Origin of the sequence: Pseudomonas oryzihabitans, assembly GCF_024652905.1 — a bacterium.
GTDB lineage: Bacteria > Pseudomonadota > Gammaproteobacteria > Pseudomonadales > Pseudomonadaceae > Chryseomonas > Chryseomonas benzopyrenica.
This window is the reverse complement of the sequence record NZ_CP102428.1, coordinates 989,726-1,015,311: the sequence shown is the minus strand read 5'-3', so window position 1 is coordinate 1,015,311 and position 25,586 is coordinate 989,726. Positions and strand designations below refer to the sequence as shown.

18 protein-coding genes are annotated in these 25,586 nt (G+C 61.7%); 9 read left to right on the top strand and 9 right to left on the bottom strand.

The genetic code is table 11. From position 1 onward, the window contains the following. Nucleotides 1-14 precede the first annotated feature (14 nt). A complete protein-coding gene (locus NRG74_RS04710) occupies nt 15-2,462 on the bottom strand; it encodes a YbcC family protein (RefSeq protein ID WP_257705845.1) in 2,448 nt (815 codons plus the stop codon). Next, on the bottom strand, nt 2,459-3,985 hold the full coding sequence (locus tag NRG74_RS04705) for an NADH-quinone oxidoreductase subunit L (RefSeq protein WP_257705844.1): 1,527 nt from the start codon (nt 3,983-3,985) through the stop codon (nt 2,459-2,461). Before NRG74_RS04705 ends, NRG74_RS04710 begins: the two co-directional genes overlap by 4 nt. A 103-nt stretch (nt 3,986-4,088) precedes the next feature. On the opposite strand from NRG74_RS04705, the gene NRG74_RS04700 reads away from it, so the two are divergent. After that, a complete protein-coding gene (locus NRG74_RS04700; protein ID WP_257705843.1) occupies nt 4,089-4,955 on the top strand; it encodes a LysR family transcriptional regulator in 867 nt (288 codons plus the stop codon). A 392-nt stretch (nt 4,956-5,347) separates the two neighbouring features. On the opposite strand, the gene NRG74_RS04695 is transcribed toward NRG74_RS04700, so the two are convergent. Both NRG74_RS04695 and NRG74_RS04690 read right to left on the bottom strand, forming a co-directional pair. Further along, nucleotides 5,348-10,444 carry an ATP-binding protein gene (locus NRG74_RS04695; protein WP_257705842.1) on the bottom strand — a complete coding sequence of 1,699 codons (5,097 nt, stop codon included), beginning with the start codon at nt 10,442-10,444 and terminating at the stop codon, nt 5,348-5,350. A 300-nt stretch (nt 10,445-10,744) separates the two neighbouring features. Next, nucleotides 10,745-11,818, bottom strand: coding sequence for an MFS transporter (locus NRG74_RS04690; RefSeq protein ID WP_257705841.1), 1,074 nt, complete (start codon nt 11,816-11,818; stop codon nt 10,745-10,747). Between the two features lie 360 nt (nt 11,819-12,178). Here NRG74_RS04690 and NRG74_RS04685 point away from each other — a divergent pair, with 360 nt between their 5' ends. Further along, nucleotides 12,179-14,206, top strand: coding sequence for a peptidase U32 family protein (locus NRG74_RS04685; protein ID WP_184287407.1), 2,028 nt, complete (start codon nt 12,179-12,181; stop codon nt 14,204-14,206). Between the two features lie 477 nt (nt 14,207-14,683). Further along, a complete protein-coding gene (locus tag NRG74_RS04680; protein WP_257705840.1) occupies nt 14,684-15,829 on the top strand; it encodes a mechanosensitive ion channel family protein in 1,146 nt (381 codons plus the stop codon). Nucleotides 15,830-15,937: 108 nt separating this feature from the next. On the opposite strand, the gene NRG74_RS04675 is transcribed toward NRG74_RS04680, so the two are convergent. Further along, on the bottom strand, nt 15,938-16,642 hold the full coding sequence (locus tag NRG74_RS04675; protein WP_257705839.1) for a glutathione S-transferase family protein: 705 nt from the start codon (nt 16,640-16,642) through the stop codon (nt 15,938-15,940). Nucleotides 16,643-16,949: 307 nt separating this feature from the next. On the opposite strand from NRG74_RS04675, the gene NRG74_RS04670 reads away from it, so the two are divergent. Next, nucleotides 16,950-17,582: a pyridoxamine 5'-phosphate oxidase family protein gene (locus NRG74_RS04670; protein ID WP_257705838.1), complete on the top strand. Its 633-nt coding sequence runs from the start codon at nt 16,950-16,952 to the stop codon at nt 17,580-17,582. Nucleotides 17,583-17,623: 41 nt separating this feature from the next. Next, on the top strand, nt 17,624-18,184 hold the full coding sequence (locus NRG74_RS04665; protein WP_257705837.1) for a DUF1993 domain-containing protein: 561 nt from the start codon (nt 17,624-17,626) through the stop codon (nt 18,182-18,184). Nucleotides 18,185-18,264: 80 nt separating this feature from the next. On the opposite strand, the gene NRG74_RS04660 is transcribed toward NRG74_RS04665, so the two are convergent. After that, the gene (locus tag NRG74_RS04660) at nt 18,265-18,861 is read right to left on the bottom strand and encodes an NUDIX domain-containing protein (protein WP_257705836.1); all 597 of its coding nucleotides are present in this window, start codon (nt 18,859-18,861) and stop codon (nt 18,265-18,267) included. 104 nt (nt 18,862-18,965) lie between these two features. On the opposite strand from NRG74_RS04660, the gene NRG74_RS04655 reads away from it, so the two are divergent. Then, nucleotides 18,966-19,718: a DeoR/GlpR family DNA-binding transcription regulator gene (locus NRG74_RS04655; RefSeq protein WP_257705835.1), complete on the top strand. Its 753-nt coding sequence runs from the start codon at nt 18,966-18,968 to the stop codon at nt 19,716-19,718. Nucleotides 19,719-19,742: 24 nt separating this feature from the next. On the opposite strand, the gene feaR is transcribed toward NRG74_RS04655, so the two are convergent. From feaR to NRG74_RS04640, 3 genes are all read right to left on the bottom strand, one after another. After that, entirely contained in the window at nt 19,743-20,684 is a 942-nt protein-coding gene (gene feaR / locus NRG74_RS04650; protein WP_257705834.1) for a transcriptional regulator FeaR, read from the bottom strand. Nucleotides 20,685-20,799: 115 nt separating this feature from the next. Further along, a complete protein-coding gene (locus NRG74_RS04645; protein WP_017641353.1) occupies nt 20,800-21,375 on the bottom strand; it encodes a DUF3156 family protein in 576 nt (191 codons plus the stop codon). Between the two features lies 1 nt (nt 21,376). Further along, nucleotides 21,377-22,876, bottom strand: coding sequence for an APC family permease (locus NRG74_RS04640; RefSeq protein WP_017641354.1), 1,500 nt, complete (start codon nt 22,874-22,876; stop codon nt 21,377-21,379). A gap of 362 nt (nt 22,877-23,238) precedes the next feature. Here NRG74_RS04640 and NRG74_RS04635 point away from each other — a divergent pair, with 362 nt between their 5' ends. From NRG74_RS04635 to NRG74_RS04625, 3 genes are read left to right on the top strand one after another with little or no spacing between them, the layout of a single operon-like run. Beyond that, nucleotides 23,239-24,537 (top strand): NAD(P)/FAD-dependent oxidoreductase, encoded by a 1,299-nt coding sequence (locus tag NRG74_RS04635; protein ID WP_160922706.1) that lies wholly within the window; start codon nt 23,239-23,241, stop codon nt 24,535-24,537. 25 nt (nt 24,538-24,562) lie between these two features. Then, complete coding sequence (locus NRG74_RS04630; protein WP_017641356.1) at nt 24,563-24,928, top strand: cupin domain-containing protein; 366 nt, start codon at nt 24,563-24,565, stop codon at nt 24,926-24,928. A 2-nt stretch (nt 24,929-24,930) separates the two neighbouring features. Continuing rightward, nucleotides 24,931-25,584, top strand: coding sequence for a helix-turn-helix transcriptional regulator (locus NRG74_RS04625; RefSeq protein WP_257705833.1), 654 nt, complete (start codon nt 24,931-24,933; stop codon nt 25,582-25,584). Nucleotides 25,585-25,586 lie beyond the last annotated feature (2 nt).

Sequence of the window (25,586 nt, the reverse complement as noted above, 5' to 3'; positions counted from 1 at the left end):
GGCAGCGATAGGCGTCAGACCTCCGGTAACGGCCGCCACCCTCCCGCCGTACGCAGCTCGAGGCAGGCCGGCTGGCCATCCAAGCGCAACAGGTGCAGCCAGCCATTGCGCACCAGATCGCGTACTACGGCATGGTTGGCGATCACCTGATCGATCATGGCGCGCGGCGCCTCGATCACCACGTGCAGCCGTAGCGGACGATGCATCCACTGCTGACCGTCGTGCAGCGACTGGCGCGCCAGGCCGATGCGCAGGTCGCCGCCGTTGCCCTCGAACACCCCGATATGGCCACCCACCACGTTGTGCAGCAGCTTGTTGCCACTGCCGAAGCGCAGGTTGTCGGTGGTCGAGGTGAAGTACTGCAGGTTGATCCAGTGGGCCACCACCATGGGTGCGGTCATGATCAGCTCCAGTACCTTGCCCCCTGCGTCCTGGCGCCAGTCGTAGTCGTGCAGGAAGGCGCGGCCCTGCAGATCCACCGCGCGGGTGCGTGCCCGCGGCGCGGCGATGAAGGCGGCGTTGCCGGCCAGTCCCCATTCCGGCCGGGTCTGCGCCCAGTCGCGGGCGCGCCGCCGCAGCCGTCCGAGCAACTTGGCCGGCTGCTCCTGCAGCGGCGCAAGGCCCAGGGTGCTGGCCCGTTGCCGACGCACCTCGGCGCTCGCTCCGTCCAGGGCTGCCCGCAGGCGTTGCCAGCTGGGCTGGAGCGCAGCAGGAAGCGCCGCATGACCAAAGACCTGCACCTCATCCGTCGTGGTGTTGTGCAGCCCGGCCAGTACCTGGCAGTGCGGCGGCAGGTCGAGGCCGCGCACCCGTAGCCCGATGCGCACCTCGGGATCGTTGAGCAGGCCTGCCAGCAGTCGCGCATTGATCTCGCCGCTCTGACCACAGCAGGCGCCGCAGTCCAGGCCTGCCGCCTGAGGATTGTTGGCGCTCTGGCTGCCATGGCCGACCAAAACCAACAGAGGCGGCAGTTGTCCGCTGAGCCCCATGGCCTTGAGGATGCGCTCGGCCAGGTCGACCTGCTGGAGCCGCGACAGGGCCGGCAGCCGTGGTTGCAGCTGCTGCCGCTCGTGGCGGCGCCAGGCACTGAGTTCTGGCGACGGCGCGCCACCGGCCAGGCCATAGGTCCGCCCCAACAGCGCCCCGGCATAGCCCAGCCCCACGCTCTCGACCAGGGTGAAGGTCGAGGCCGGCAACCGCTCGAACAGCCGCCAGCGACCCTGACGGGCCAGGCGCTCCTGACGCAGCTCTGCCAGTTGCCGATCCCGTTCGGCATCGCCACTGCCGTCGCTCACCTGCAGCTGCGGCGCGAGCAGGCCCGGCAATTGCGGGCGCGTGGCCTGGGTACCCAGCGGGGTATAGGCGATGGGCAGGCCGAAGAAGCCGGCGAAACCGCCGGTCTCCAGCTCCGGGCACGTTTGCTCCAGGGCGCGTCTGAGCGGCTCGGAACGCACGTCGATGCAGAAGAACAGCTTGGCCAGCGGTGCCGTGGGTGCGGCGGCGGGAGTGCTCTGGCACAGGGCCCGCTGCAGTTGCTCCTGCCAGGCCAGTTCGTCGGCGCGCTGCCACAGCTGCAGCGCCCGCCAATTGGCCGAGGGCGCCTGCTGCGAGCGCTCCTGCCAGGCCGCCCGCCAGCTGTGCCAGCGGCTCCCGGCATCGCGCCGGCGATCATCCACCAGCCACTCCCAGGCCGCGCGGATGGCCAGCAGCTCCAGCAGCGTCTGGTCGTCCTCGCCCTGCAACCGGGCCTGCCAGCGCCGATAGGCGCACCAGGAGGCCCAGCCCAGGTTGCGCAACAGCAGGCAGTCGAACCAGAGGGCCCAGTCTTCCGCCGGTAGACCCAGCTGCTCGACCGCCGCCTCCAGGGCCGCCTCGGGTTGCATTGGCAACTCGGCAATGCGCGGGGGCAGGTCGCGACAGGCGCTGAGCACGCTCAGACCCCGGTCGGCCAACAGACTGGCGCGCCAGGCCTGGTACAGCCCGGCGCTGTCCGCCGGCCGCCAATCGGCCTGTTCGTGATCGAACCAGGCCGCGCAACTCTGGCCGATCTGCTGGGTGATCAGCGCCGGCCAGCCCGGAAGCGGCACGCCTGGCTCCGCCAGGTCTTCCAGCAGCGGCAGCCCCTGGCCGACCTCCGTAGGGGCGTTTAGTACCTCCAGCAGCCGTACCGGCGTGCAGGACGCCCCCTGCTCGGCCAGCGCCTGCTGCAGATGGCGCTCGGCGATGCGGCCGTCCTGCCAGGCCTGGCGATAGTCGACGGTGTCCAGGGTCAGGCGGCTGCCGGCGCGTTGCCAGAGTTGCGCGGCGACGGTCTGCCAGGCCTGATCACGCCGCTCCCACAGGGGGCTGACGGCGATCATGCGATCCAGCGGCCAGGTCGGTGCGATGCGCGCACAGGCCTGCCGGGCGGCCTCGTGCAGAACCTTGTGCTTGAGGCTGGGAAGCGCTTCGAAGGCAGTCATGAGTGGTCTCCAAGGGTGGCGCTCAGGGGCTGGGGCGCATGCGCCGGCCAGAGGCGGAAGGTCAGGCGGGTGAAGTGCTCGTCCAGGTAGAAGCCGGCAAAGGCCAGCGGGTAGAGGCGTTGCGCCAGAGCGCCGCGCGGCCGAGCCAGCAGCAGGCCCTGCAGCAGGTAGAGACCGACCAGCAGGCCCATCGCCAGCAGGGCCAGCGGCAGCGGCGCCTCGGCGAGGTGCTGGTCGAGGATCCAGCCGGCCGCCTGATGCCACAGCAGATAGGCGCCCAGCAGCAGGCCGAACATCAGCAGTCCGTGCGCCCACTGGCCGCGGCGCAGGCACCAGGGCGCCAAGCCGATCGCCAGCAGCGTCAGGGCCACCAGAGGCAGCTCATGGCCGGGCAGCAGCCAGGCCCAGAGCCCTTGCAGCAGGATCAGCATCAGGGCGGCCACCAGCAGCGCGCGCAGCAGGCCGGCCAGGTCGAGCGCAGGTGCCTGGGGTTGCAGCGCCTGTTGCCGGGCATGGGCCACCGTCTCGCCGGCGGCCAGGAAGGCATGGGCCTTGTACAGCGAATGGGCCAGCAGGTGCACCAGCGCCAGTTCGTACAGCCCCAGCCCGCATTCCAGCAGCATCAGGCCCATCTGCGCGCAGGTCGACCAGGCCAGGCGGACCTTGATGCTGATGCGGGTCATCATCACCAGGGCCGCGAGGACCGCGGTCAGGCCGCCCACCAGCACCAGCAGGCTCTGCGCCGGTACGGCGGCGGAAAACAGCGGAGCGAAGCGCAGCAGCACGAAGCCGCCGAGATTGACCACCCCGGCATGCAGCAGGGCCGAAACCGGCGTGGGGGCCTCCATCACCTGGATCAGCCAGCCATGCACCGGCAATTGCGCCGACTTGAGGATCACCGTCAGCGCCAGCAGCAGCGCCGCGCCTTGCAGCTCCCAGCCGAGCAGACCACCCGCCTGCACCTGGGCCTCCACGGCGGCGAGGATCAGTGAGAGCTGGCTGCTACCGCCCGCCCGTACCAATAGCAGGATCGCCAGCAGCAGGCTGACATCGGCCAGGCGGCTGGCGATGAATTTCTTGTGGGCCGCCACCACGGCCTGGGGGCGCTCGCGGTAGAAGGTCAACAGCTGGTGCAGGCACAGGCTGGACAGGATCCAGGCACCCGCCAGCAGCAAGAGGTTGCCGCTGGTGACCACCGTGGCCACCGCCGCCAGGGTGGCCAGCAGGGCGAGCACATAGCGCCGCTGTCCTGGCTCTCCTTCCAGATAGCGTTGGGAGTACTCAATGATCACCAGCGCCAGCAGGCTGACGAGTCCGGCCATCGCCAGGCCGAGGCGGTCGGGGTGCTGGGTTTCGAAGACCGCCTGTAACCATGTGGCAAGAACCAGCAAGACGCCCAGATAGCCGGCGACACGAGCAGGCCGCCAGAATTGGCCAGGTGAAGCGAGAAAGGCCGCCGGCAACAGCGCCAGGGCATAGACCCAGGGCAACAGCGGAGCCAGGGGAAACAGCGGGCTAGACATCGTGCACACTCCTTGAACACCAGAGGGCACCAGTTTCAGGATGTGTAAGAATTATTTAAAATAGATTGATCAGAACCTAACGTTCACTTTTGAAGAACGAAGCATGCGTCGCCTCAATTTCCATCACCTGCACTACTTCTGGGCCGTGGCCAAGGAAGGCAATCTCACCCGCGCCGCCGAGGCGCTGCATGTCTCCCAATCCGCCCTCTCCACCCAGATCCGCGTGCTGGAAGACCAGCTCGGCCATCCCCTGTTCCTCCGCTCCGGACGCAGCCTGCGGCTGACCGAAGCCGGACAGCTGGTGCTGGACTATGCCGAAACCATCTTCGCCCTGGGAAGCGAGTTGCAGAACACCCTGCAGAACGCCCAGGAGGCGAACCAGAGGCTGCGCATCGGCTCCGTCGCGACCCTGTCGCGCAACTTCCAGGAAAACCTGCTGCGCCCCTTCCTTGGCCGGGAAGACCTGGTGCTCACCCTGGAATCCGGCAGCGTGGACGAATTGCTCGAGCGCCTGGCCCTGCACAAGCTCGACGTGGTGCTGACCAACCAGGCGGTGAGCGCCGACAGCCAGCGCACCTGGCAGTGCCGCCTGCTCCATCGCCAGCCGGTGTGCCTGATCGGTCCACCACGCCAGGACCGCCGCCCCTTCGATCTCCACCGCGACCTGCAACAGGCCCGCCTGATCGTGCCCGGGCGCAGCAGCGACGTGCGCAGCCAGTTCGAGGTCTATTGCAGCGGCCAGGGACTGACGCCGCGCATCTGCGCCGAAGTTGACGACATGGCCCTGCTGCGCCTGCTCGCCCGCGACTCCGGCGACATGGCCCTGCTGCCCGCCGTAGTGGTGCAGGATGAACTGCGCAGCGGCGCCCTGCAGCTCTACGCCGAGGTGCCGGAGATCGCCGAACGCTTCTATGCGGTGACGCTGCAGCGGCAGTTCAGGTTGAGTATCTTGGAGGAGTTGCTGGGGTAGCCGGCGGTGCTAGATACGACCTCGGGGCCAGAGGCGCTTTGACCCCGGGTGTGTATTCCAGTGATGCTGCCCTTCGATTCCAGTTATTGTGACCCACCCGCGCTGGAGGTTCTGTCCAGCCATTCCAGTAGTTGTGATCCAAGACACCAACGATCCTGACCCACCCTTGAAATAGGTAGGCAACTGGTCGCCGCAGAAGTGAAGCGAGTAATTGCTACCTGCCAATATTTAGCCGCGGAGTTACATATGGCTTGGTCGCGCGCAGGTACTAGCCTTAGCCAGTACTTTTACTCACCCCAGCTATGTCCAACTAAACGTAACCGACAGAGCAAGGCTAAAAGTGGACGTTTAGGGAGACCTAGATCTACGCACCAATCATCAATCAGCGGAAATTAACTAGAAATTCTGCGTGTTCGGATCAGTGATTCACGGAGATAGTATGCTCTAGCAGACCCTGTCTCTACTATTCCCGTAAGAAGATCTAAACAAGCTTCGTACATCTTAGGGCTTAGCTTGTCAGTGAGCTTAAAAAATTTAGCGATTGCCATTTCTAGGCAATATGCAGAATTTCCTTGAGACGTCAGAATGCTCGAATTCTTCCTGTACTCAGCTGCCAAAACATGGATGCCCTTGTCAAAAAACAAATCGTGGAATTGATACATGAGCGAGCACAGCGACTCAAAGACCAAGCTGTTGCATGCTGAACGCCTACAAAATTCAAGCAAGTATTGCGATCCTGTCGTTATCGCTTTAACCCGGTTTGGATGCTTCTGATACACGCCATCGCTGTACAGCATGCCGCGTAAAAATGTATTTAGATCATGCTGACGACCTGAGTAAGGTGTATATACAGCATTGAGTGCAATTTCATGCAGCTGAGACTCCAATAAGCACCAGAGTTCCCACATGCCTTTATAGTCAGACCGTTGCTCCATAGCGGTATCGAATCGAAGCTTCACAAGATATATAAAGCTAGGCGCTTGTTGGCATCCTGCCAGCAGGAGATTACGAATAGGCCTAAAATTATCACCTTTGCTGGCAATGACATGCTCAGCCAAGCAATTCTGTATCACTACAGACACATCATGGTCCAATCGAAATGATCGATTGGATGAATGCTTTTCCTGTTCATTCTCCTCCTCATATATTATCGCAACGGTCTTATATAAAAGACTAAGATGGTTATCATGATAATTGCCGAGAGGGAGCATCAGCATCGGAATATGGATGCGCCACAAGGAGTAAGATTCCGGTTTGATTTCAGATGGGGAAAACTCAAATTCTGCTTCGAGAATCTTCTCTCGAAACTCGGAAACGAGCGTGCTCCATTCGCTAAGCGGTGTGTCAGGGTCGCTATTCGGAACCGCTCGCATGGACGTATAGCGCGATGCAAGCTCGAAGCGTGCAAATTCCAAAGCTCCACTAATGCAGCTGTTAGCAAAGTTCTCATCCATGTTCCAGAGGTAATCACGCACTCCTTTAGCAGCAGACGCACATACATGTATGTTGACATGCGTTATCGCCGTAGCGATTGCATAATAAATCTTTTCGCGCGGCTCTGGATCAAGCTCAACTTCCAAGAGCTTCGCAAGAACGTACGCACAAGCGGCAGCTCCATTAGAATCGGTAGCATCGACCGCCATATGGTCGCTACTGTCATCCGAATTCAAGTGGATTGCTTGAGTTATCACCTCCAAGCACCAGTTAACATCCTCAGCTGACAGGGCGTCAAAATAATCTCTCACTGCAACTGCAGCCGTAGTAGTAACCGCACCTAGCGCCATTATTTCGAAGCGCCCAACCTTCCCCTTAATTAGAAGATCCAGGATTTTCTTTGCATCTGCGATAGCTTCGTCGACTCCAATCAGCCCAGCGCTGCTAGTTTCTTTTTTTTCAAATTTCGTCCTAGACCACAGATAGAGTCGCTGGACGGAAAAGTCATGAGCATGAATTTCCTGGTGTTCACGCTGAGCCTGCTGAAGATCTTCGCTAAGTGTCTGAGTGGATTGGAAAATGATCCTATTGTTTTCCTCGTCCGGAACAGCCTCCCAATTTCGTGTATCAACTCGATGAACCAAGAACTTCAGGCTGGTGTTTTCACCTGCCTCCGCAAGAGCGCTCAGCTCATCAACAATCTCATACGCCGCAGATCTATCCTCTTCAATGAACTGAAACTTGACCAGCAATGTCTCTAGGGATTCCCCTCTCCAAGGCTTAAGAGCTGAATTTTTTCTCTCCTCAGCAAAGAACTTAGACCAGGGATCGAAGCGCATCGCAAACCAATTTAATTCCTGACTGCCTCTTTCCTCGACTTGGCGAATTAGATCTAATGTGTAGAGACTGGTGCATTTCAGCAACGGGTACGCGGCACTGCCGACCTGCTTAGGAAACCCCACGGCTATAGAGGCAAGCACAGCTGTAGTTAACACTGAGTTACTGCTTTTCAATATGTACTCATATATCCAAGACAGTTCATTCTTGGGTGGTGGATTCTCTACATACTCAACCAACCAGTTCTCCAGGGCCATCAAGGCACATTGGAGCAAATAAGGCACAGTGGAGTGGCCGCGATATCCTTTCCACAAATGAGGTGATGCAAAGTGGGTTATCTGGGTTCCATCGTTAGCACGAATCAGAACCGATCGAACCGCCATCTCATCAGGCATTTCCTGAGGTTGATCTTCATGACTCTGGCCATACTCAGACGCTGCGAGCTTCGCGGAGCAAACGCGGCAAAGGTCTAGAATGAAATCTAGACCTTTGCGGGGATGATGTTGCAGGAGGTACCTAAATGGACCTCTCAAGCCACTTGCAGGAAAATAGCCTCTTTCGTTTTGCAGGCCGTAAGTTTCATCCAAACCCATTCCGGATAAAGGGCGATAGCCAACCTGATTATTGTCATCTGTTTCAGGCTGTAGCCATTCATGCCTGGCAAGCCGCATAATGAAATCAGGGCGATGCCGGCAGAGCATGGGAGCCAAATCGCTAGCAAGAGCCAACCTGACAAGCTCCTCCACATAGTTGGGGCGGTCGCGCCTCAGCCTTGATGCAAATACATTGCGCTCTGCCAGTGAATTGAACTCTTCAGGTATAGCCGGAACTACTTTCAGCAGAACTTTCAGGACTTTAGTTCGTAGCTTCTCCCTTTTATACGAATCTACCCATTCAAGTAAAAATAAGCAGATACCACCAATTGCAGGCGCCTCCGCGGGCAGCTTGCTCCAGATGCTTATAATGTCCGACCATGAGTAAGCCACCTCTACAGCATGAGGGAGAACTGACTCAGACAAAGATGCTCTATTCGAAAATATGAAATTTATCAGCGCCTCCCACCCGCGACCATGTGGTTTTAATAACAGCAAGAATCCAGAGTCAGAGTTTTTATCCGGATAGCCGCCTGCACCCTCTACAGGGCGCTGGCAAGCAATACGCAGTATGAAGCTGAATCTAATTAGCAGACTGCATTGATTAGCTAATAATTGATCTTGCAGTAGATTAAAAAATTTAGCTGGATCAGGGCTTAACAGTACGGTGGCGACAACCTCATCTTTCCAGTGACTGGCAACATCATCCGCCGTAAGTATGCTTTCGATCAGGTCTGTCAATTCAGCTTCAGCTGCAAGCTTGAAGCTCATCCACAAGCGGAGGCCGCGACCAATTGCGGGCTCACTTCCGATTGCGGCTAGAAAATTATTCGGCGACCCTAAATTTGCTAAATATTCGTTTTCAATGAATTCGCCGAGAGCCCAGTCCTCCAATACATCATGAGAAGGGCTTATCAAAGAGCTACGGGCATCGCGGCGAATAAGATTATCTTCTTCCAGCTTGACCACAACCGCAGGATCAAAACCTGTATCAGGCACACCAAATACCATTCGTTTTGCTCGCAGCTTTGCCACCTCAATAAAAGTAGCTCTGCGCCGAGCGGGCATTCCATTTCTGCGATCCGATTGTCTTTCAATGACCGAATTCCAGACAATTGTTCGAAAGTCGCCCTCGGTATTGCCGGACTCAAATTCGGCACCGTTTGCAAGCGCGCGAACAGCAAGATCAATAAAGAAAGGATTGTGCAAAAGCTCCGAGATGGCCGGATTATCCGTTAACTGCCGCAGCTCAGGAAGATTATTACAGATCTCTTCAACTTGCCCACCGGTGAAACCTGAAACCTTTACACTCTTAAAGTTCAAACCGCAGGGTTGAAGGTAATTAAATGCCAGCTGCTGGTATGCATAATCGCGTCCTGTCGCAATCACGCACCACCCCCCTTGCAATCTTATAAAGTTCAATAAATCTATAAAGGCTGCCGAATTATTAAGCTCTAATACTTTTTCAATTGACTCAATGATCAAGTTTTTTTCTTTAAGGAGAGAGAAATGGCTCGCCAATTGGCGTAGGTCTGAGCTGATCCCCATAGATGCAAACACATCATTAAGATGGGGCTTGTCGAAATCCTCGGCCCTGACGTAGAAGGTGGCCACGCTTGAGTCTCTGGACTGTACATAGTCTTTGACAACACCAGATTTACCGGCGCCCCGTTCGCCGGTAACAAATACGAATCCACCTTCTTCGTAAGAATCGCGTATCTCTTCAATAATGTCCTCTCGGGATACGTGGCTCCCGCATATAGAATTAGAAATACCTAGATATATATGACTGCTTCTCTCCTGTAGCTTATCTATATCCGCTTCAAGTGACTGAGTTACTCCGACCCTGAATAAGGAGCTCAAATCGGCAGGAATGTTATCGACTGTTACTGTGCCTGCATTCTGGTTGAACTCTTGAGCGGTCGTTACAATCTGTGCCAAAACTGCTGAAGGCGGTAGGTCAGAGTGTTGACGAATGAGCGAGCCAAGCATTGCAGCTGTAACTGATGCTGCTTGGTCCAAGTCATATGAAATAAGATGGAATACCTTCAGGAACTCCCAGAGTTCATTATCTGACAATGCGTCGCCATTTGCCCGACTTAATTGCGTTCGGAAAGCACTTAGTCGTTCCTTTTTCTTGGCACTTGTGAAGCCTTTAGCTGTTGTTTTTCTGATAAATTCATCGGCGCTTGATGAATGACGAGCCCACTCAAGTATAGGAATAGTGCTGGCAAGATCGACCTTGGTCAATGGACCAGTAACAAGCGCAATGGAGTCAAGATCTTTATTAAAACCTTGGCTATTGAAGTCTTCCCATGCGGCGAAAATCACTTCGGCAAATACAGATTCTTCAGAGTCGCTTATCGTTATTTCATGTTTAATTTGAATGCGCAGATATCGCTTGTTATTTGTTGAGTCTTCAGATAAGACAAGCAAATCATCTGTGTGCACTCCGGCATATCTATTTTGGAAGCTAATTTCCTTTACGCGAGCATTGGTAGGCATACATGGGATAGGTGTTCCAGCTAAAAGCGCGACTAAAAAAGAAGCCTGTACCCGGCTTTCAAAATTGACGCCACCACCTCCGGTTGAAAATGGATTACTTTGCTCTTTCAGCTCAGCCATGCCAATAACTCTCCATTCAAAATACTTTTCGCTGTGCCGATCTGAATAATTGCAAATATAATGGAGCTGCGCCGTTGTGACTACTCCAGCTCAATTTGCGGCCCATAGGCAATCGCGTCAACGAGTTTCAAGGCTTTCCTAGCTGCAGTGCTTGCAGGAGCGAGGTTCGCATGCCGGAGTATCTCCACCAGCATGTTGCGGTTTTCAGGATCCGTAGCGGCTTCCGCCAATAGTCGCGACCAATACCGGCGAGCCTCCAGACTATTAGAAGCGATAATAGCGGTAAGGGCTTGATCCGTATTAACGTCTCCTGCTGCCACCCTGCGCAGGACAGCTTCGGCAGGTCGCTACCGCGCTGATCATCATGGTCGGTTTGCGACGGCGGTCCAGAATTCGATCCGACAGCCAACCGCCGACGATATTGCCAAGCACCCCGCCAACGAAGGGCAAGGACGCCACGAAGCCGACCTGCATCAGTTCGAAGTGCTTCACCTCACCCAGGTACTTGGGGAGCCAGGCCAGGAGCACGTTCACCACACCGGTCATGAGCAGGTAGCCCAGACCACAGCCCCAGATGTTCCAGGATCTGAACACGGAGCGGGACGTATCCAGGACGGGGGTGCGCTCATAGCGCAGCGCGCGGTCAAGCCTGCCGAAATCCCGGTGCTTACGGACCGACTCGCTGTGCGCAGTCGTCTGATCTTCGATGTGCTCGGCTTCGGCGTCACTGACCTGCTTGCAGGCCCGCGGGTCATTGGGAACGAGCCACCACCACAGCAAGGCGAGCAGCACGCCTGGCAGGGCGAAGGCGATGAACATGGTGCGCCAGCCATCGAGCAGAATCAGCGCCGCCCCCAGTGGCGGTGCGATCACCGCACCCATCTTCGCGGCGGACAGGAACGCCCCGGTAGCCGTGCCCTTTTCCCGCGGCGGAAACCAGCGATTGATGGTGCTCAGCATCGACAGCGGCAAGGCAGCTTCTGCCACGCCCAAGGCCGAGCGATAGAGCTTGAGCATGCCGATGCTTTGGGAGGTGCCGATCAGCAGCGTCACCAGCGACGTCAGGCCAATCGCCGCAGGGGCGACCACGCGCACGCTGACCTTACTCAATAGAAAGCCTGCCGGTATCTGACCCAGCGAGTAGAACAGGAAGAAGGCACTGACCAGCAGACCCACCTCGGCATTGGTCGCGCCGAACTCCTTCTGAATATAGGGCAAGGCGATGCCGATATTGGCCCGATCGGCTGCAGCGAGCATGTACACGACCACGATGACCGCCAGCACCACCCAGCGATAGCGGGTCCTGGACCGCGTCTGTAGCACAGCCCGTTCCGCCACTGCCGGTGCCGGCTTTGAAGCTAGGGATTCGGTCATGAGTCCTCCGTTTTTTATGTTTATTAAAGGTGACGGAAGTTTTACGACGACCCATTAATTGAAAAAGCGATAAATAGGCACAGGCATTCATTCCCCTTTGGAATGCCAATAACTCATATACAGTTAGATATCGATGGTTGAGCCCTTTACGGTCGCCGCTCAGGTCGCGGCAGCGGCCCTCTGATCAAGGCCGTACAGGCTGGAAACGCGGACTGATGTCTATTGGGCCGTCAGGCGTGTGTCCCCTGCCCCCAGACGATCCGCATGCCTCAACCACCCAGCACCCCAGGCGTGCCCTCCTCCCCCTCGCCCGCTACAATGCGCGCCTTGCCGTGCCACGCCTGATCGAGAAGAATCGCCATGTCCCTGCCCAAGCACCATCTGGAATTGCTCAGCCCTGCCCGCGATGTCGGGATCGCGCGGGAGGCCATCCTGCATGGGGCCGATGCCGTGTACATCGGCGGGCCGAGCTTTGGGGCGCGGCACAATGCCTGCAACGAGGTCAGCGAGATCGCCGAGCTGGTGACCTTCGCCCGGCGCTACCACGCGCGGGTGTTCACCACCATCAACACCATCCTGCATGACGACGAGCTGGAGCCGGCGCGCAAGCTGATCCACCAGTTGTACGACGCCGGCGTGGATGCGCTGATCGTGCAGGACCTGGGCGTGCTGGAACTGGACATCCCGCCGATCGAGTTGCATGCCAGTACCCAGACCGACATCCGCACCCTGGCGCGGGCCAGGTTTCTCGATCAGGCCGGCTTCTCCCAGTTGGTACTGGCGCGCGAGTTGAATCTCCAGGAAATCTCGGCCATCGCCGCCGAGACCGACGCGGCCATTGAGTTCTTCATCCATGGCGCCCTGTGCGTGGCCTTTTCCGGCCAGTGCAACATCTCCCACGCCCAGACCGGCCGCAGCGCCAACCGGGGCGACTGCTCCCAGGCCTGCCGCCTGCCCTACACCTTGAAGGATGACCAGGGTCGGGTGGTGGCCTTCGAGAAGCACCTGCTTTCGATGAAGGACAACAACCAGAGCGCCAACCTGCGCGCTCTGGTCGAAGCCGGCGTGCGCTCCTTCAAGATCGAGGGGCGCTACAAGGACATGGGCTATGTGAAGAACATCACCGCCTACTACCGCCAGTTGCTCGACGAGATCCTCGAAGACCGCACCGACCTGGCCCGCGCCTCCAGCGGCCGTACCGCGCACTTCTTCGTGCCCGACCCGGACAAGACCTTCCACCGCGGCAGCACCGACTACTTCGTCACCGACCGCAAGGTGGACATCGGCGCCTTCGACTCGCCGACCTTTACCGGTCTGCCGGTGGGTCAGGTGGAAAAGGTCAACAAGCGCGACTTCATCGCCGTGACCGAGGAGCCGCTGTCCAACGGTGATGGCCTCAATGTGCTGGTCAAGCGCGAGGTGGTGGGCTTTCGCGCCAACGTCGCCGAGCTCAAGAGCACGTTCTATGAAGATGGCGAGGAAGACGGGGCGAAGCGCTACCGCTATCGCGTCGAACCCAATGAGATGCCCGAGGGACTGTATCGCCTGCGGCCGAATCACCCGCTGTCGCGCAACCTGGATCACAACTGGCAGCAGGCCCTGCTCAAGACCAGCGCCGAGCGTCGTATCGGCGTGCGCTGGCAGGTCGAGCTGCGCGAGCAACGGCTCCAGCTGACCGCCACCAGCGAGGAAGGCGTCAGCGCCCGTGTTGCCCTGGACGGTCCCTTCGGTGTGGCCAACAAGCCAGAACAGGCGCTGGATGGTCTGCGCGACCTGCTGACCCAGTTGGGCACCACCGAGTACCACGCCCTGGACGTGACGCTGGATGCGCCCCAGGCCTTCTTCATCCCCAATTCGCAACTCAAGGCACTGCGCCGCGAGGCCATCGAACAGCTGACCGCCGCACGCGTCGCCGCTCACCCGCGCGGTCGCCGCAAGGCCGAGACCAGCCCGCCGCCGGTGTACCCCGAGTCGCACCTGTCGTTTCTCTACAACGTCTACAACCAGAAGGCCCGCGACTTCTACCACCGTCATGGCGTGCAACTGATCGACGCGGCCTACGAGGCCCATGAAGAACCTGGCGAGGTGCCGGTGATGATCACCAAGCACTGCCTGCGCTTCTCCTTCAACCTCTGCCCCAAGCAGGCCAAGGGCGTCACCGGCGTGCGCACCAAGGTCGCGCCCATGCAGCTGGTCCACGGCGACGAGGTGCTGACCCTGAAGTTCGACTGCAAGCCCTGTGAGATGCACGTGGTGGGCAAGATGAAGGGCCATATCCTCGACCTGCCGCTGCCGGGCAGCCAGGCCGCGGCCAAGGCGCTCGCCAGCATCAGCCCGGAAGACCTGCTCAAGACCATCCGCAACAAGCCGACCGGCTACAGTCACTGAGCCCGAGTGGGCTCCCTGGGTCGATCTGGTCTCGCCCGCCAGATCATCGCCTCGGGAGCCCGGCCGGTCGACGTGCTGTCGGCCCGCTCGCGAAATCGCCATTCTCTGCTCAATCGAGCGCGAATCTCCTCGTTGCTCATCGCCTCCAGCCAGGGCTGGCAAACGGTGGGTGAAGCGACTTTTTATCGACTCGGCACCGCCTGCGGTAACGACTGGGCCAGAGGCGCTCGCCGTCGCCAGCAGTGCTGTCACCACGAGTCGAATCGCGCCCGCCCGTGAAAAAAAGTGCACGGCACCAGCTCAAAGAACTCAAACCTGGCTGATGCCATCCGTGGGCTCCTGGCTGAATGGCCGAGCTGGCGGACGGTGTCCTGTGTTCCAGTTGACCAAGAGCGCGCTGGGATAAAACGAGTCGCGACCGCGCCTGCGCGGCCGAGTCGTGGCGATTTCTGAACCGGCTAGAAGACCCCCTGCTTTATGGATCTCGGATTTTTCAACACCCTGCTATCGACCAGTCTGCTCGGCATCTCGCTGGCCAACTGGCTCGCCATGCTGTGCCTCATCCTGCTCAGCTTCACCCTCGCCCGCACCGTCATCGGTTTTGTCCTGAGAAACCTGCGGACCCGCGCGGAAAAGCCGGGCGCTCATGTCAGCCAGATCGCCATCCAGGTGCTCTCCAGCACGAGCAATACCCTGCTGCTGCTGGCCGCCATTCTGATCGGCGTGGGGATACTGGATCTGCCCGAGCGCTGGCTGACGCGGGTCAGCAGCCTCTGGTTCGTGGTAGCGGCCTTGCAGGTCGGGCTGTGGGCCAACCGAGCGGTGGCCTTGGCGGTGCATCATTACTTCGTCAAGCACAGCCAGGCCGACGTCTATCAGGGCAGCGCCCTGGCCACCTTGTCGCTCTGGGGCGCCAAGGTGCTGCTCTGGGCCGTGGTCAGCCTGGCCATGCTGTCCAATCTGGGGGTGAACATCACCGCCTTCGTCGCCAGCCTTGGCGTGGGCGGCATCGCCATCGCCCTGGCCGTGCAGAACATTCTGGGCGATGTGTTCGCGTCCCTGTCCATCGCGGTGGACAAACCCTTCGAGGTGGGTGACTTCATCGTCGTGGGCTCGCTGGCAGGCACCGTCGAACATGTGGGCCTGAAGACGACGCGGATCAGAAGCCTGGGCGGTGAGCAGATCGTCATGGCGAACGCCGAGATGATCGGCAGCACCATCCAGAACTACAAGAAGCTGCAGGAGCGTCGCATCGTCTTCAAGTTCGGCCTGACCTATGCCAGCCAGCCAAGCCAGATCAAACAGGTCACCGCTGCCCTGAAGGAAATCATTCAACGGCAGGACAAGACGCGCTTCGACCGCGCCCACTTGCTGACCTTCGGTGACAGTTCGCTGGAATTCGAAGTCGTCTATATCGTGCTGGATGCCAGCTACAACGTGTACATGGACATCCAGCAGGCGATCAATATCGAGATGATGGAAGCCTTCGCCAGGATCGGCGTGCGTTTCGCCCTGTCCAGCCGCAGTCTCTATGTCGAAACCCTGCCTGCGGATTCCCTCTCCGAACAGGCTCGACAAGAAGATGCTCAGTCGGTCGCCCAGCGCCAACCGGTGATGCAGTAGGACCCTGCCAGGAAACGAGAGCTGCCGATGCTGGCCACTGGGGCGTTTGTCTCCGCAGACGTCCCAATGGCGTGCAAGGACGGACTAATGGCTCAGCGTCGCAGTGAATTACCGCTCAGCTGCCGTTGGCGCCTGGCGGGCCAGGCCGTTGTAGGCGTCGAGCATGCGTTCGCACCAGGCGGTGAGCGGATCGTCCTCGGCCAATAGCGATTGCGCGCTGACGACCCGAGCCCATTGGAAGGCGCCGAAGACGATGTGATCGGCATAGGCCGGGGCTCCACCGGCCAGGTAATCCTGCACGGCCAGGGTACTGCGCAGAGGCTTCAGGACCTCGTGAAATGCTTGCAGCGAGCGCTCGCGCTGGGCGGCCAGGGCATCCAGCGACACGCCGAACGCCGCCTCCCGGGTCCGCTTGAAATAGTCCTTGTCGGCTTCATCCAGCACCGCATGGACGTCGGGCAGGATCAAGCGCGCTAGCGCCGGATGGACACTGTCGGCGACCCATTGATTGACGAAGCGCGTCAGCGCCTTGAGCGAGGCATCGCCCAGCAGCGAGGGCCGATCAGGGTACTGGTGATCCAGATACTCGGCGATGGCCCAGCTGTCGGTCACATAGCGTTCGCCGTCGACCAGTACCGGCACCTTGCCCTGCCCGGAAAAGGCGATGGCCTCCTTCTCGTGGAAGCGCCAGGCAACGGTCTCGACCGGCAGCCCCTTGTGGGCCAGCGCCAGCCGTATGCGCCAGCAATAGGGGCTGAAGCGGCAACTGTCGTCGGCACCGGTCAGTTCGTACAGGCGTAGCGGAAGGGTCATCAGGAGATTCCTCTTGGTCAACCAATGGGAGGTTCGCGGGCGACTGTCGGGGCAGGTACAGGCGCCGATCAGGTCTTCTGGGACAGCGGCAAACCGCTATAAGTACCCGACCGCTTGCGCTTTCTTTGGGTCGCTATGGCGAAGGTCCCTAGCCAGGCGACGCTCGCGGGAACCTGCCCACAGACTGGGCTCTCCTCCACCGTATCGGCTACAGTTCAGCCAACCCTTTGCCTGTCGCGAAGGCTTGGCACCAGAAGAGCCACGCGTTAGCCAAGGCGCGCAGAGCACCACAAGCCAGGAGTCACGCATGGAGCAGGACAATCAGCAACAGGACTACCTCACCACCCTGGAGTCGCTGGAAAGCCTCTACGGTGAGGTCGCGGCACCCTCGATCCTCAAGGAAATCGATCATATCCACCCCGCGTACCAGCCCTTCATCGAGGCGGCATCCTTCGTGGTCCTGGCCTCGTCAGGATCTCAAGGGCTCGATGCCTCTCCCCGCGGCGATGCGCCGGGCTTCGTGCAGGTCGAGGACGCCAGGACGCTCTACCTGCCGGACCGCCGGGGCAACAACCGCCTGGATACGCTGCGCAATATCCTCCAGGATCCCCGGGTAGCGCTGCTGTTCCTGATCCCTGGTATCGGCGAAACCCTGCGCGTCAATGGCACCGCCCGGATAGCGGTGGATCCGGCCTTGCTGGCCCGCTTCGAGGTCAAGGGTCAGCGCCCGCGGACCGTACTGGAAGTCACGGTCACCAGCGTTTACTTCCAGTGCAGCCGCGCGGTGATCCGGGCCGGCCTGTGGGATCCTGCCAGGCACCTGGCGCGCAGCGCGCTGCCTTCTCCCGGCACCATCCTCAAGCAGCTCTGCCCGACCCAGGTGGACGGCGACGCCTACGACCAGGCCCTGCCGCAGCGCATCGCCAGCACGCTCTACTAGGGCTGCCCGGCACTGCCTCCAGCCCCCATCAAGGACCCGCCATGACCTTCGCCGATATCCTCGTCCCCACCTACACCAACCTGCTGGGCGCTCTCTCGGCCTGGCTTACCAAGGCCGAAGCCCAGCGGTCGGACGGTGCGACCGAGGCGCTACTGGTCGCCCGCCTGGCGCCTGACATGTTTCCCCTCGCCACCCAGGTCCGCTTCGCCTGCGTCCAGGCCCAGGAAGGCCTGCTGCGCCTGTACGGCCAGAGCTTTCCACCCGAGTTGAAGGTTCTGCTCGACGAAGGGCGCAACGCGGCCGAACAGCCGGGCACGCTGGCCCAGGCACAGACCCGCATCCGCGAAACCCTGGAGCGGGTACAGGCCCTCTCGGCCCAAGGGTCTGCCGTCGCGGAGGGAGAACCCATCGCCCACGAACTGCCCCAGGGGCTGGTCTTCGATTTCACCGCCGAACAGTACGTCCGCGACTGGGCGCTGCCGCAGTTCTACTTTCACGTGATGACCGCCTACGCCATCCTCCGCGCGCAAGGCGTCGAGCTGGGCAAGGCCGACTACGTCGCCCATGTACTGCCCCTCCTGAGGCCCGGCGCGTCGTCCTAGCCGCCAGGCGGCCAGCGCCGGAAGCCGCGTCTCCGGGATCCGAGACAGGCCGCTGGAGCCCTGGTCGTCAGCCTTGGAGATCAGCTGACCGCCAGGTGTGGTATGAGCTTCAGGGCCGCGTACTGCAGGAGCATGATGGTCTTGCCGTCGCGAATGGTCCCGGCATCGATCATCGCCAGCGCCTCGTCCAGGTCGACCTCGAGCACGGCGATGTCCTCGCCTTCCGCGGCATTGCCACCCCCGGCCGACTTGCGATCGCCCGGGGCGTACTCGCCGACGAAGAAATGCAGCCGCTCGGTCACCGAACCGGGACTCATGAAGGCATCGAACACCTGCCGCACTTCCCGTACCTGAAAGCCCGTCTCCTCCTCGACCTCGGCGCGGATGCGCACCTCGGGTTCGGCGGCGTCGAGCAGGCCGGCGGGCGCCTCGATCAGCAGGTCGTCGTGCCCATTGACGAAAGCCGGATAGCGCAGCTGGCGCGTCAGCACCACGGTGCGCCGCCGGGGATCGTAGAGCAGGATGGTCGCGCCATTGCCGCGATCGTAGGTCTCTCGCGATTGCCGCTGCCAGGTGCCGTCACTGCGCAGGAAGGCGAAGGTGGTCTTCTTCAGGACGAACCAGTCGTCAGACAACACCTTGACCTCTTCGACACGAATACGCGGGGCGATGCTCATAGGCGATCCTCTGGGTTGGCGAGCGGTATTTACCACTCTAGGGCTTCGCGCTAGAATTCGTGCAGTTTCGTGCAACGTCAAGAATTTTCGTGCAGGAGTCCCCGATGCTGACCCGTGAACGCAAGGCGCTTATCCAGCAGGTGCTGCGCCGGGAAGGCCGGCTGGTGGCCAAGACCTTCAGCCAGCAATTGGGGGTCTCGGAAGACACCATTCGCCGTGATCTGCGGGAGCTGGCAGCGGAAGGCGTGCTGCAACGCGTGCATGGCGGCGCCTTGCCGGCTTCGGCTGCCGTCGCGGACTACGCCAGGCGCGAAGAGGCGTCCATGGCCAGTAAGGTAACGCTCGGCCAGGCGGGCATCCGCCTGATCCAACCGGGACAGATCGTCTTTATCGATGGCGGCACGACCAATGTCCAACTCGTCCGCCACCTGCCCAAGGAGCTTGAGATCACCGTGGTCACCCATAGCCCGAACATCGCGGTAGAGCTGGTAGAGCATCCGCTGATCGAGGTCGAACTCATCGGTGGCCGCCTGTTCAAGCATTCCATCGTGACCCTTGGCGCAGCCTGTGCGGAGGCCATCGCTCGGGTGCGAGTCGACAGCTACTTCATGGGCGTGACCGGGCTGCATCCCGAGACGGGCGCCACCACCGGCAGTGCCGAGGAAGCCGCGATCAAGCGCATCATCAGCCGTCAAGCGGCGGAGACCTTTGTGCTGGCAACGCGGGAAAAACTCGGCGCGGCCTCGCCCTACGGCATCATCCCGCTGGCCGATGTCAGCACCCTGGTGACGGATGCGGCGCCTGACGACGAGGCGCTCGGGGCGCTGAGCGCCGCAGTATCCGTGATCCACGCCTAGCTGCCGCCTTTCGGTCGCGCGTAGTCATCCCGCTAACGTCTGTCGCCGATAATCCTTTGGCGTGCAGGCGAATCGCTTGCGAAAGGCACGGCTGAAATGGGCCGAATCGGTGAAGCCCCAGCGGTAGGCGATTTCGGTGATGGAGGCGCGCTGGAGCATGGGGCTGCTGAGGTCGGCGGCGCTACGCTCCAGGCGGGCGCGCATGATGGACTGGCAGATGCTGTCGCCGTCCTCGAAGGCCCTATAGAGATTGCGCACCGAGACGCCCAGCTCCTGGGCCAGCCAGTTGGGTGACAGCAGCGGCTGCCCCAGCGAGGCGTCGATCAGGGCCAGGGCGTTGCGCTTGAGGCCGGTCAGCGCCTGGTGTTCGCCGCTCTCCAGCGGCAGATCGTGCCGCTGATCGAGCGCTGGAATCAGCAGCGCGTGCAGGGCTTCGCTCAACGCCGCGCCCTCTTCCGGGGTAGCGGTTTGCGCGTCGAGATGGGTGACCTGGCTGACCAGGGAGCGCAGCAGCAGGGTGGTCAGACCCGCGGTCGGCAGTTTGCCGAAGCGCGGATCACCGCCGGCCAGCCGCCGTCCGAGCGCCTGACGATCCAGGTGGAAGGAGGTATGGCGGATCAGTCCGCAGGGCAGGATGTCGCAATCGAATTCAGGGCACATCAGCGCCATGTCGCCAGGGCGCAACTCCACCGCTTCGCCCTGGTGGCGCAGCACCGAGTGCCCCGCCTCCTGGACGATGAGAAAGCAGGTGCGGTCATCCACCTGATCACCCGGCGGACGCTCGCAGGCGATACGCCCGGCATTGGTGCTGATGGTGGTGTATGCGAAGCCACCGATGTCATGGTGCAGGATCTCGCCGATGAACAGCGAGTGCTCGGGCGCCAGCCAGGATTGGAAGCGGCCGCATACCGACCGCAGGGCCTGGGTCCAGTTGGCGAAATCCTGCATCAGGGCCTGTTGGGTCATGTCGATCTCCTCTGTTCAGGGTGCGCTCGGGTTGCCTGAGGTCCCGGCGTTACCCGCGGTAACCTGACTGTTCGGCACGCAATAAGCACACCGGCGCACTAGCCGTTTTCGGCACTCAATGCGGCGCCACCTCGGGGGCGATCCAGGCCTGCAGGCGCGCGAGAACCTGCAAGGCGGCCTGGGCCTGGTCCGGCGGTAGCCGCAGGTAGCGGCGATAGGCCGGAAAGCGGCTGACCACCTCGCTGGCCGCATAGGGCTCCAGCACGAGGCGCCACTGCCCTTGCCGGCGTTCCAGCTCCAGCTCCCGGAAATCCAGCACCTGCAGCGCCTCGATCAGCGCCGGATCCCGCACCAGGGCGGCGCACCAACGCTCCAGCGCAGGATCGCGCCCTGCGAGGATGCGGAAGGCCAACCCCGTGCGCCGCCACCAGCCGCTGTGCCGCAGCCGGATACGCACCGGCGTGCCGGCACAGGTTGGCCGCTGCCACTGGAAGCGACAGGTCACCAGGTGCATGAGAAACAACGCCTGGGGCCGCTCCCGGATTTCGAAGGTCCAGCCCTGGCCCTCCTGACCGACCTGCAGGTGGTCAATGGCCAGTGCCGTCACCTGCAGACCCGGCAGATCTCGCACCAGGCGCGCCAGCGTCGCGCCGGGGCGATAGCCCGCCGGCTGCTTCCAGAACGACCACATCTCAGACCGCGCCGCGCAGCACGGGCTCGATGGCGGGCAACTGCAGGCCGACCTCGCGGTTGAACTCCTTTTCCAGCGCCTCTTCCACCGGCACCGGGCGGAACGGGTGGACGCGTTGGACCACCAGCGTCCAGAACAGCGCGAAGGCGGCCGTCAGGCCGAGCATGGCACCGAAGGGACGATAGATGTCCGCCGCGTTCATGCCGGGTGGGGTGATGAAATACATGCCCAGCAGCAGGCCGGCACTGGCGATGATCTGCGGCAGCGGGAACAGCGGTGAGCGATAGGCGCGCGGCAGGTCGGGCCGGCGCAGGCGCAGCAGCACCACCGACAGATTGACCAGCAGGTAGGCGGTACTCCAGGCGCAGACCGCGGCGAGGATCAGCGGCACGATCCGGTCCGCGTTGCCGCCCAGCCACCAGGCGTGGAGGCAGGGAATGGCGGCGACCACGGCGATGCACACCACCGGTGTCTTGAAGCGCGGATGCAGGTAGGTGAAGACGCGTGGCAACGCGCCATCCACCGCCATGCCATAGAGGATGCGCGGCACGCCCGCCATCAGGGTATTGATGGTGGCCGCCCCGGCGAACAGCAGGCCGATGCCCAGCCAGATCCGGCCGAAAGGCCCCATCACCTGCTCGGCGAAGTGGGGAATGGCCATGGGCGTATCCAGCAGGTGGACATTGGCCGCCGGATCGATCAGGACATTCTCCACCTGCCGGCGCATGGCGGCGCCATAGATGAACATGCAGCCGGCCACGCCCAGCAGCCCGAGCAGCATGGCGCGCGGCAGGGTCCGCGCGGCATTGCGTACCTCGGGCGCCAGGGGCGTGACGAATTCGCAACCGACGAACATGAACATCGCCATGCCGATCAGTGACAGCAGCGTGGTCAGGTCATCGCCCACCAGGGAGGCGCCGAAGGGGCCGTCCAGGGCCACCGCGGGCGCCTTGAGCAGACCGGCGATGCCAAAGATCATCAGGGTGGTCCACATGCCGAAGGTCAGGATGACCTCGGCCTTGCCGAACACCGTCACGCCCAGCACGTTGAGCACGGCGAAGCCCAGCACCAGGCCGACCCCGACCAGCCAGGCCTGGCCACCCGGTTCGGTCAGGACATTCAGGGATTCGAAATTGACCAGCGCCATGGTGCCGCTGAGGATGGTTTCCGCCGTGCCGGCGAAGACATGCACGATCAGGTAGGCGGACAGCGTGCCGGTGATGGCGAAGAAGCGACCCAGGCCGCAGGCCAGGTAGTCGTAGACCGAGCCGTTGGTGGGCAACAGGCAGGCGGCTTCGGCGAAGCTGGTGGATTGCGCCAGCATCATGACCAGGGCGATGCCCATGGCCAGGGCGAACAGCCCGCCGCCCAGGCCGAAGCCGGTGGTGGCCGTGAGGATCACCGGGCTGGCCATGATCAGGCCGACGGCGCTGGCGAGGGCGGTCGGAAAACCGACCACCCCCTGGTGCAGGTGCTGGGACAAACGTTGCTGCAAGGTCATGTCAGAAGCCCTCTGGTTGTTATTGCTCTAGGCAGGGCAAGGTCCGGCTACCCGGACGGGTGCTATGAATTGTCGGGGGCGTCTTCGTCGGGGACGCCGCGAATCCCAGCTTAAAGAAGGCCTCGGGCGGCGGCCTTGCCTAGGCGTGCCAGCGCAGTTGCCTCTCGCTGCCAAGGGCGGCGGACCGGGCAGGCGCCGTGGACGATCGCCGCCGGGATTCGCGCGGGAGCGGCGCCGGCAGCCAGGATCAAAAGCGCTGGCAGGCAAAGACAATAGCTTCGCCAGGGGTTGTTGCCTTAATAGCGCCATGAGCGGATGCCCCCGGCATCTCCCCTTCCAGTCTGGCAGTACGGCACGCGCAGATGATCACTCTCGAAACCCCGACCTACTACACGGCCACCAAGAAATACGACCTGAGCTTTCCTTCGCTGGCGGACGATATCGAAGCCGACGTCGTCGTCATCGGCGGGGGCTTCTCCGGGATCAACACCGCGCTGGAGCTGGCCGAAAAGGGCATCACCAACATCGTGGTGCTGGAAGCCCGCCACCTCGGCTTTGGCGGTACCGGTCGCAACGGCGGCCAGATCATGGCCGGCATCGGTCACGACCTGGAGAAGATCAAGAAGGAGGTGGGCGAAGACGGCCTGCGGCAGATCTTCGAGATCAGCGACCTCGGCGCCGACATCATCAAGGCGCGCATCGCCCGCTACGACATCGACGCCGACTTCTGTCATGGCTACGGTTACATGGGCTTCAACGAGCGGCAGGCGAAGACCCTGCGCACCTGGGAGAAGGAATTCAAGTCCACCGGCACTCCGCACGAGATCCGCTTCCTGGCCGGCCGCGAGGTGCGCGAGATCATCGGCTCGGACGCCTACAGCTGCGCCCTCCTGCATCGCGGCGGCGGCCATGTGCATTCGCTGAACCTGCTGCTGGGCGAAGCCAAGGCGGCCGCCAGCCTGGGGGTGCGCATCTTCGAATTCAGCCCGGTGCTGGACGTCAGCTACGGCGAGCGCATCAAGGTGCGCACCGGCCGCGGCACCGTCACGGCCAGCAAGCTGCTCTGGGCCTGCGACAGCTTCCTCAACAAGCTGGAACCCGAGCTGCACCGCACCACCATCAACACCTACGCCTTCCAGATCGTCACCGAACCCCTGGCGGATGAGCTCATCCAGCGCATCAGCCCGATTCGCGGGGCTTACAGCGACATCCGTCCGGTGATCGACTACTACCGGGTGACCAACGAGAACCGGTTGCTGTTCGGCTCGGCCACCTCCCTGGTCGAGCACATCCCCAAGGATCTCAAGGCCTGGAATCGCAAGCTCATGTTGAAGATCTTCCCTTACCTCGCCGAGGTGAAGATCGATCTGGCCTGGGGTGGCCCCATGGCGGTGAGTCCCAATCTGTTTCCGCAGATCGGCACCCTGCCCGGCCGGCCCAACGCCTTTTTCGTCCAGGGTTACTCGGGCTTCGGCGTCACCCCCAGCCACATCATCTGCAAGGTGCTGGCCGAGGGCATGAGCGAAGGCTCGGCGCGCTATGACCTGATCAGCTCCATCCGGCGCATCGAGGTCACCGGCAAGGATGTCTTCGGGCCACTGCTCCTCACCGGCGGCAAGACCTGGCATCAGGTGTCCGGCTACTGGAACGGTCGTCGCTAACCCTTTTTCCCAACAGGAGTCCACCATGTCGCTGCATCCCATCACCCGCCACATCACCCTCGACCAGCTCGATCCCTGGGGCACCGTGGCCGATCTCGGCTCGGAGCTTCTTGCCGGCGACGGCAAGGCCTACGGCAAGATGACCGCCGGTGCGCCCACCGACGCCGTAAGCGCGGCCTATTTCGGCGTCAGCAAGAGCACCTTTCGCATGACCTATCCTTTCAACGAACAGGCCACGGTGGTCACCGGCGAGGTGCTGCTGACGGACGAATCCACCGGCGAGACCACCCGCTTCGGCGTGGGCGACACCTGGTACGTGGAAAAAGGCACCCCGGTGCGCTGGGAGATCCTCAGCGACAGCTTCGTCAAGCACTACCACGCCGTGGCCTGACCATGGGCGACGCCCTGGCCCGGCAATGTCTGCTGGCCTGTGCCAGGGTGGGCGGCGCCTCCCTGGCGGCGCTCTATCGCATCGACCACCAGGCGCGCCCGGCGGATTTCCAGCTGCTGGGCCTCGCCACGCCCATGCACCAGAGCTACCTGGAGCGCTATCAGGGCAGCGATCCGCTGCATCCGCGCCACTGCCAGAATCTCGCCATCGATCTCGTTCCCTTGCGCCTCGGCCAGGCGGCCCAGGCGGCGGGCAGCCGCGAACGCTATGCCGGCTTTCTCGCCCGCCACGGCATCTGCGATGTGGTGGAGATCTTCGCCCGCCAGGCCGGGCAGGCGGTGCTGGGGCTATCCCTGCTGCGGCAGGAGGCCGAAGGCGCCTTCAGTGCCGGGGAGCTCGAACGGCTGCAGGGTCTGCAGGCCATGCTCGCACTGGCGCTGCCCCGTCTCGCTACCCACTCTGCCTCTGTGGGTCTGACCGCCCTCACCCCCCGCGAGCGCGAACTCGCCGAGCTGTTGCGCGCCGGCCACGGCAACAAGCGCCTGGCGCAGTTGCTGGGGATCGGCCTGCCCACGGTGAAGACCCACCTCATCAATCTCTACCGCAAGGTGGGAGTAGCCAATCGCACCGAACTGGTCACGGCGCTCTTTCTCTGAGC

What these genes read in the sequence shown, in the direction of transcription:
- NRG74_RS04710 (WP_257705845.1), bottom strand. Translation starts at nt 2,462, where the DNA reads ATGACTGCCTTCGAAGCGCTTCCCAGCCTCAAGCACAAGGTTCTGCAC.
- NRG74_RS04705 (WP_257705844.1), bottom strand. Translation starts at nt 3,985, where the DNA reads ATGTCTAGCCCGCTGTTTCCCCTGGCTCCGCTGTTGCCCTGGGTCTAT.
- NRG74_RS04700 (WP_257705843.1), top strand. Translation starts at nt 4,089, where the DNA reads ATGCGTCGCCTCAATTTCCATCACCTGCACTACTTCTGGGCCGTGGCC.
- NRG74_RS04695 (WP_257705842.1), bottom strand. Translation starts at nt 10,444, where the DNA reads ATGGCTGAGCTGAAAGAGCAAAGTAATCCATTTTCAACCGGAGGTGGT.
- NRG74_RS04690 (WP_257705841.1), bottom strand. Translation starts at nt 11,818, where the DNA reads ATGACCGAATCCCTAGCTTCAAAGCCGGCACCGGCAGTGGCGGAACGG.
- NRG74_RS04685 (WP_184287407.1), top strand. Translation starts at nt 12,179, where the DNA reads ATGTCCCTGCCCAAGCACCATCTGGAATTGCTCAGCCCTGCCCGCGAT.
- NRG74_RS04680 (WP_257705840.1), top strand. Translation starts at nt 14,684, where the DNA reads ATGGATCTCGGATTTTTCAACACCCTGCTATCGACCAGTCTGCTCGGC.
- NRG74_RS04675 (WP_257705839.1), bottom strand. Translation starts at nt 16,642, where the DNA reads ATGACCCTTCCGCTACGCCTGTACGAACTGACCGGTGCCGACGACAGT.
- NRG74_RS04670 (WP_257705838.1), top strand. Translation starts at nt 16,950, where the DNA reads ATGGAGCAGGACAATCAGCAACAGGACTACCTCACCACCCTGGAGTCG.
- NRG74_RS04665 (WP_257705837.1), top strand. Translation starts at nt 17,624, where the DNA reads ATGACCTTCGCCGATATCCTCGTCCCCACCTACACCAACCTGCTGGGC.
- NRG74_RS04660 (WP_257705836.1), bottom strand. Translation starts at nt 18,861, where the DNA reads ATGAGCATCGCCCCGCGTATTCGTGTCGAAGAGGTCAAGGTGTTGTCT.
- NRG74_RS04655 (WP_257705835.1), top strand. Translation starts at nt 18,966, where the DNA reads ATGCTGACCCGTGAACGCAAGGCGCTTATCCAGCAGGTGCTGCGCCGG.
- feaR (WP_257705834.1), bottom strand. Translation starts at nt 20,684, where the DNA reads ATGACCCAACAGGCCCTGATGCAGGATTTCGCCAACTGGACCCAGGCC.
- NRG74_RS04645 (WP_017641353.1), bottom strand. Translation starts at nt 21,375, where the DNA reads ATGTGGTCGTTCTGGAAGCAGCCGGCGGGCTATCGCCCCGGCGCGACG.
- NRG74_RS04640 (WP_017641354.1), bottom strand. Translation starts at nt 22,876, where the DNA reads ATGACCTTGCAGCAACGTTTGTCCCAGCACCTGCACCAGGGGGTGGTC.
- NRG74_RS04635 (WP_160922706.1), top strand. Translation starts at nt 23,239, where the DNA reads ATGATCACTCTCGAAACCCCGACCTACTACACGGCCACCAAGAAATAC.
- NRG74_RS04630 (WP_017641356.1), top strand. Translation starts at nt 24,563, where the DNA reads ATGTCGCTGCATCCCATCACCCGCCACATCACCCTCGACCAGCTCGAT.
- NRG74_RS04625 (WP_257705833.1), top strand. Translation starts at nt 24,931, where the DNA reads ATGGGCGACGCCCTGGCCCGGCAATGTCTGCTGGCCTGTGCCAGGGTG.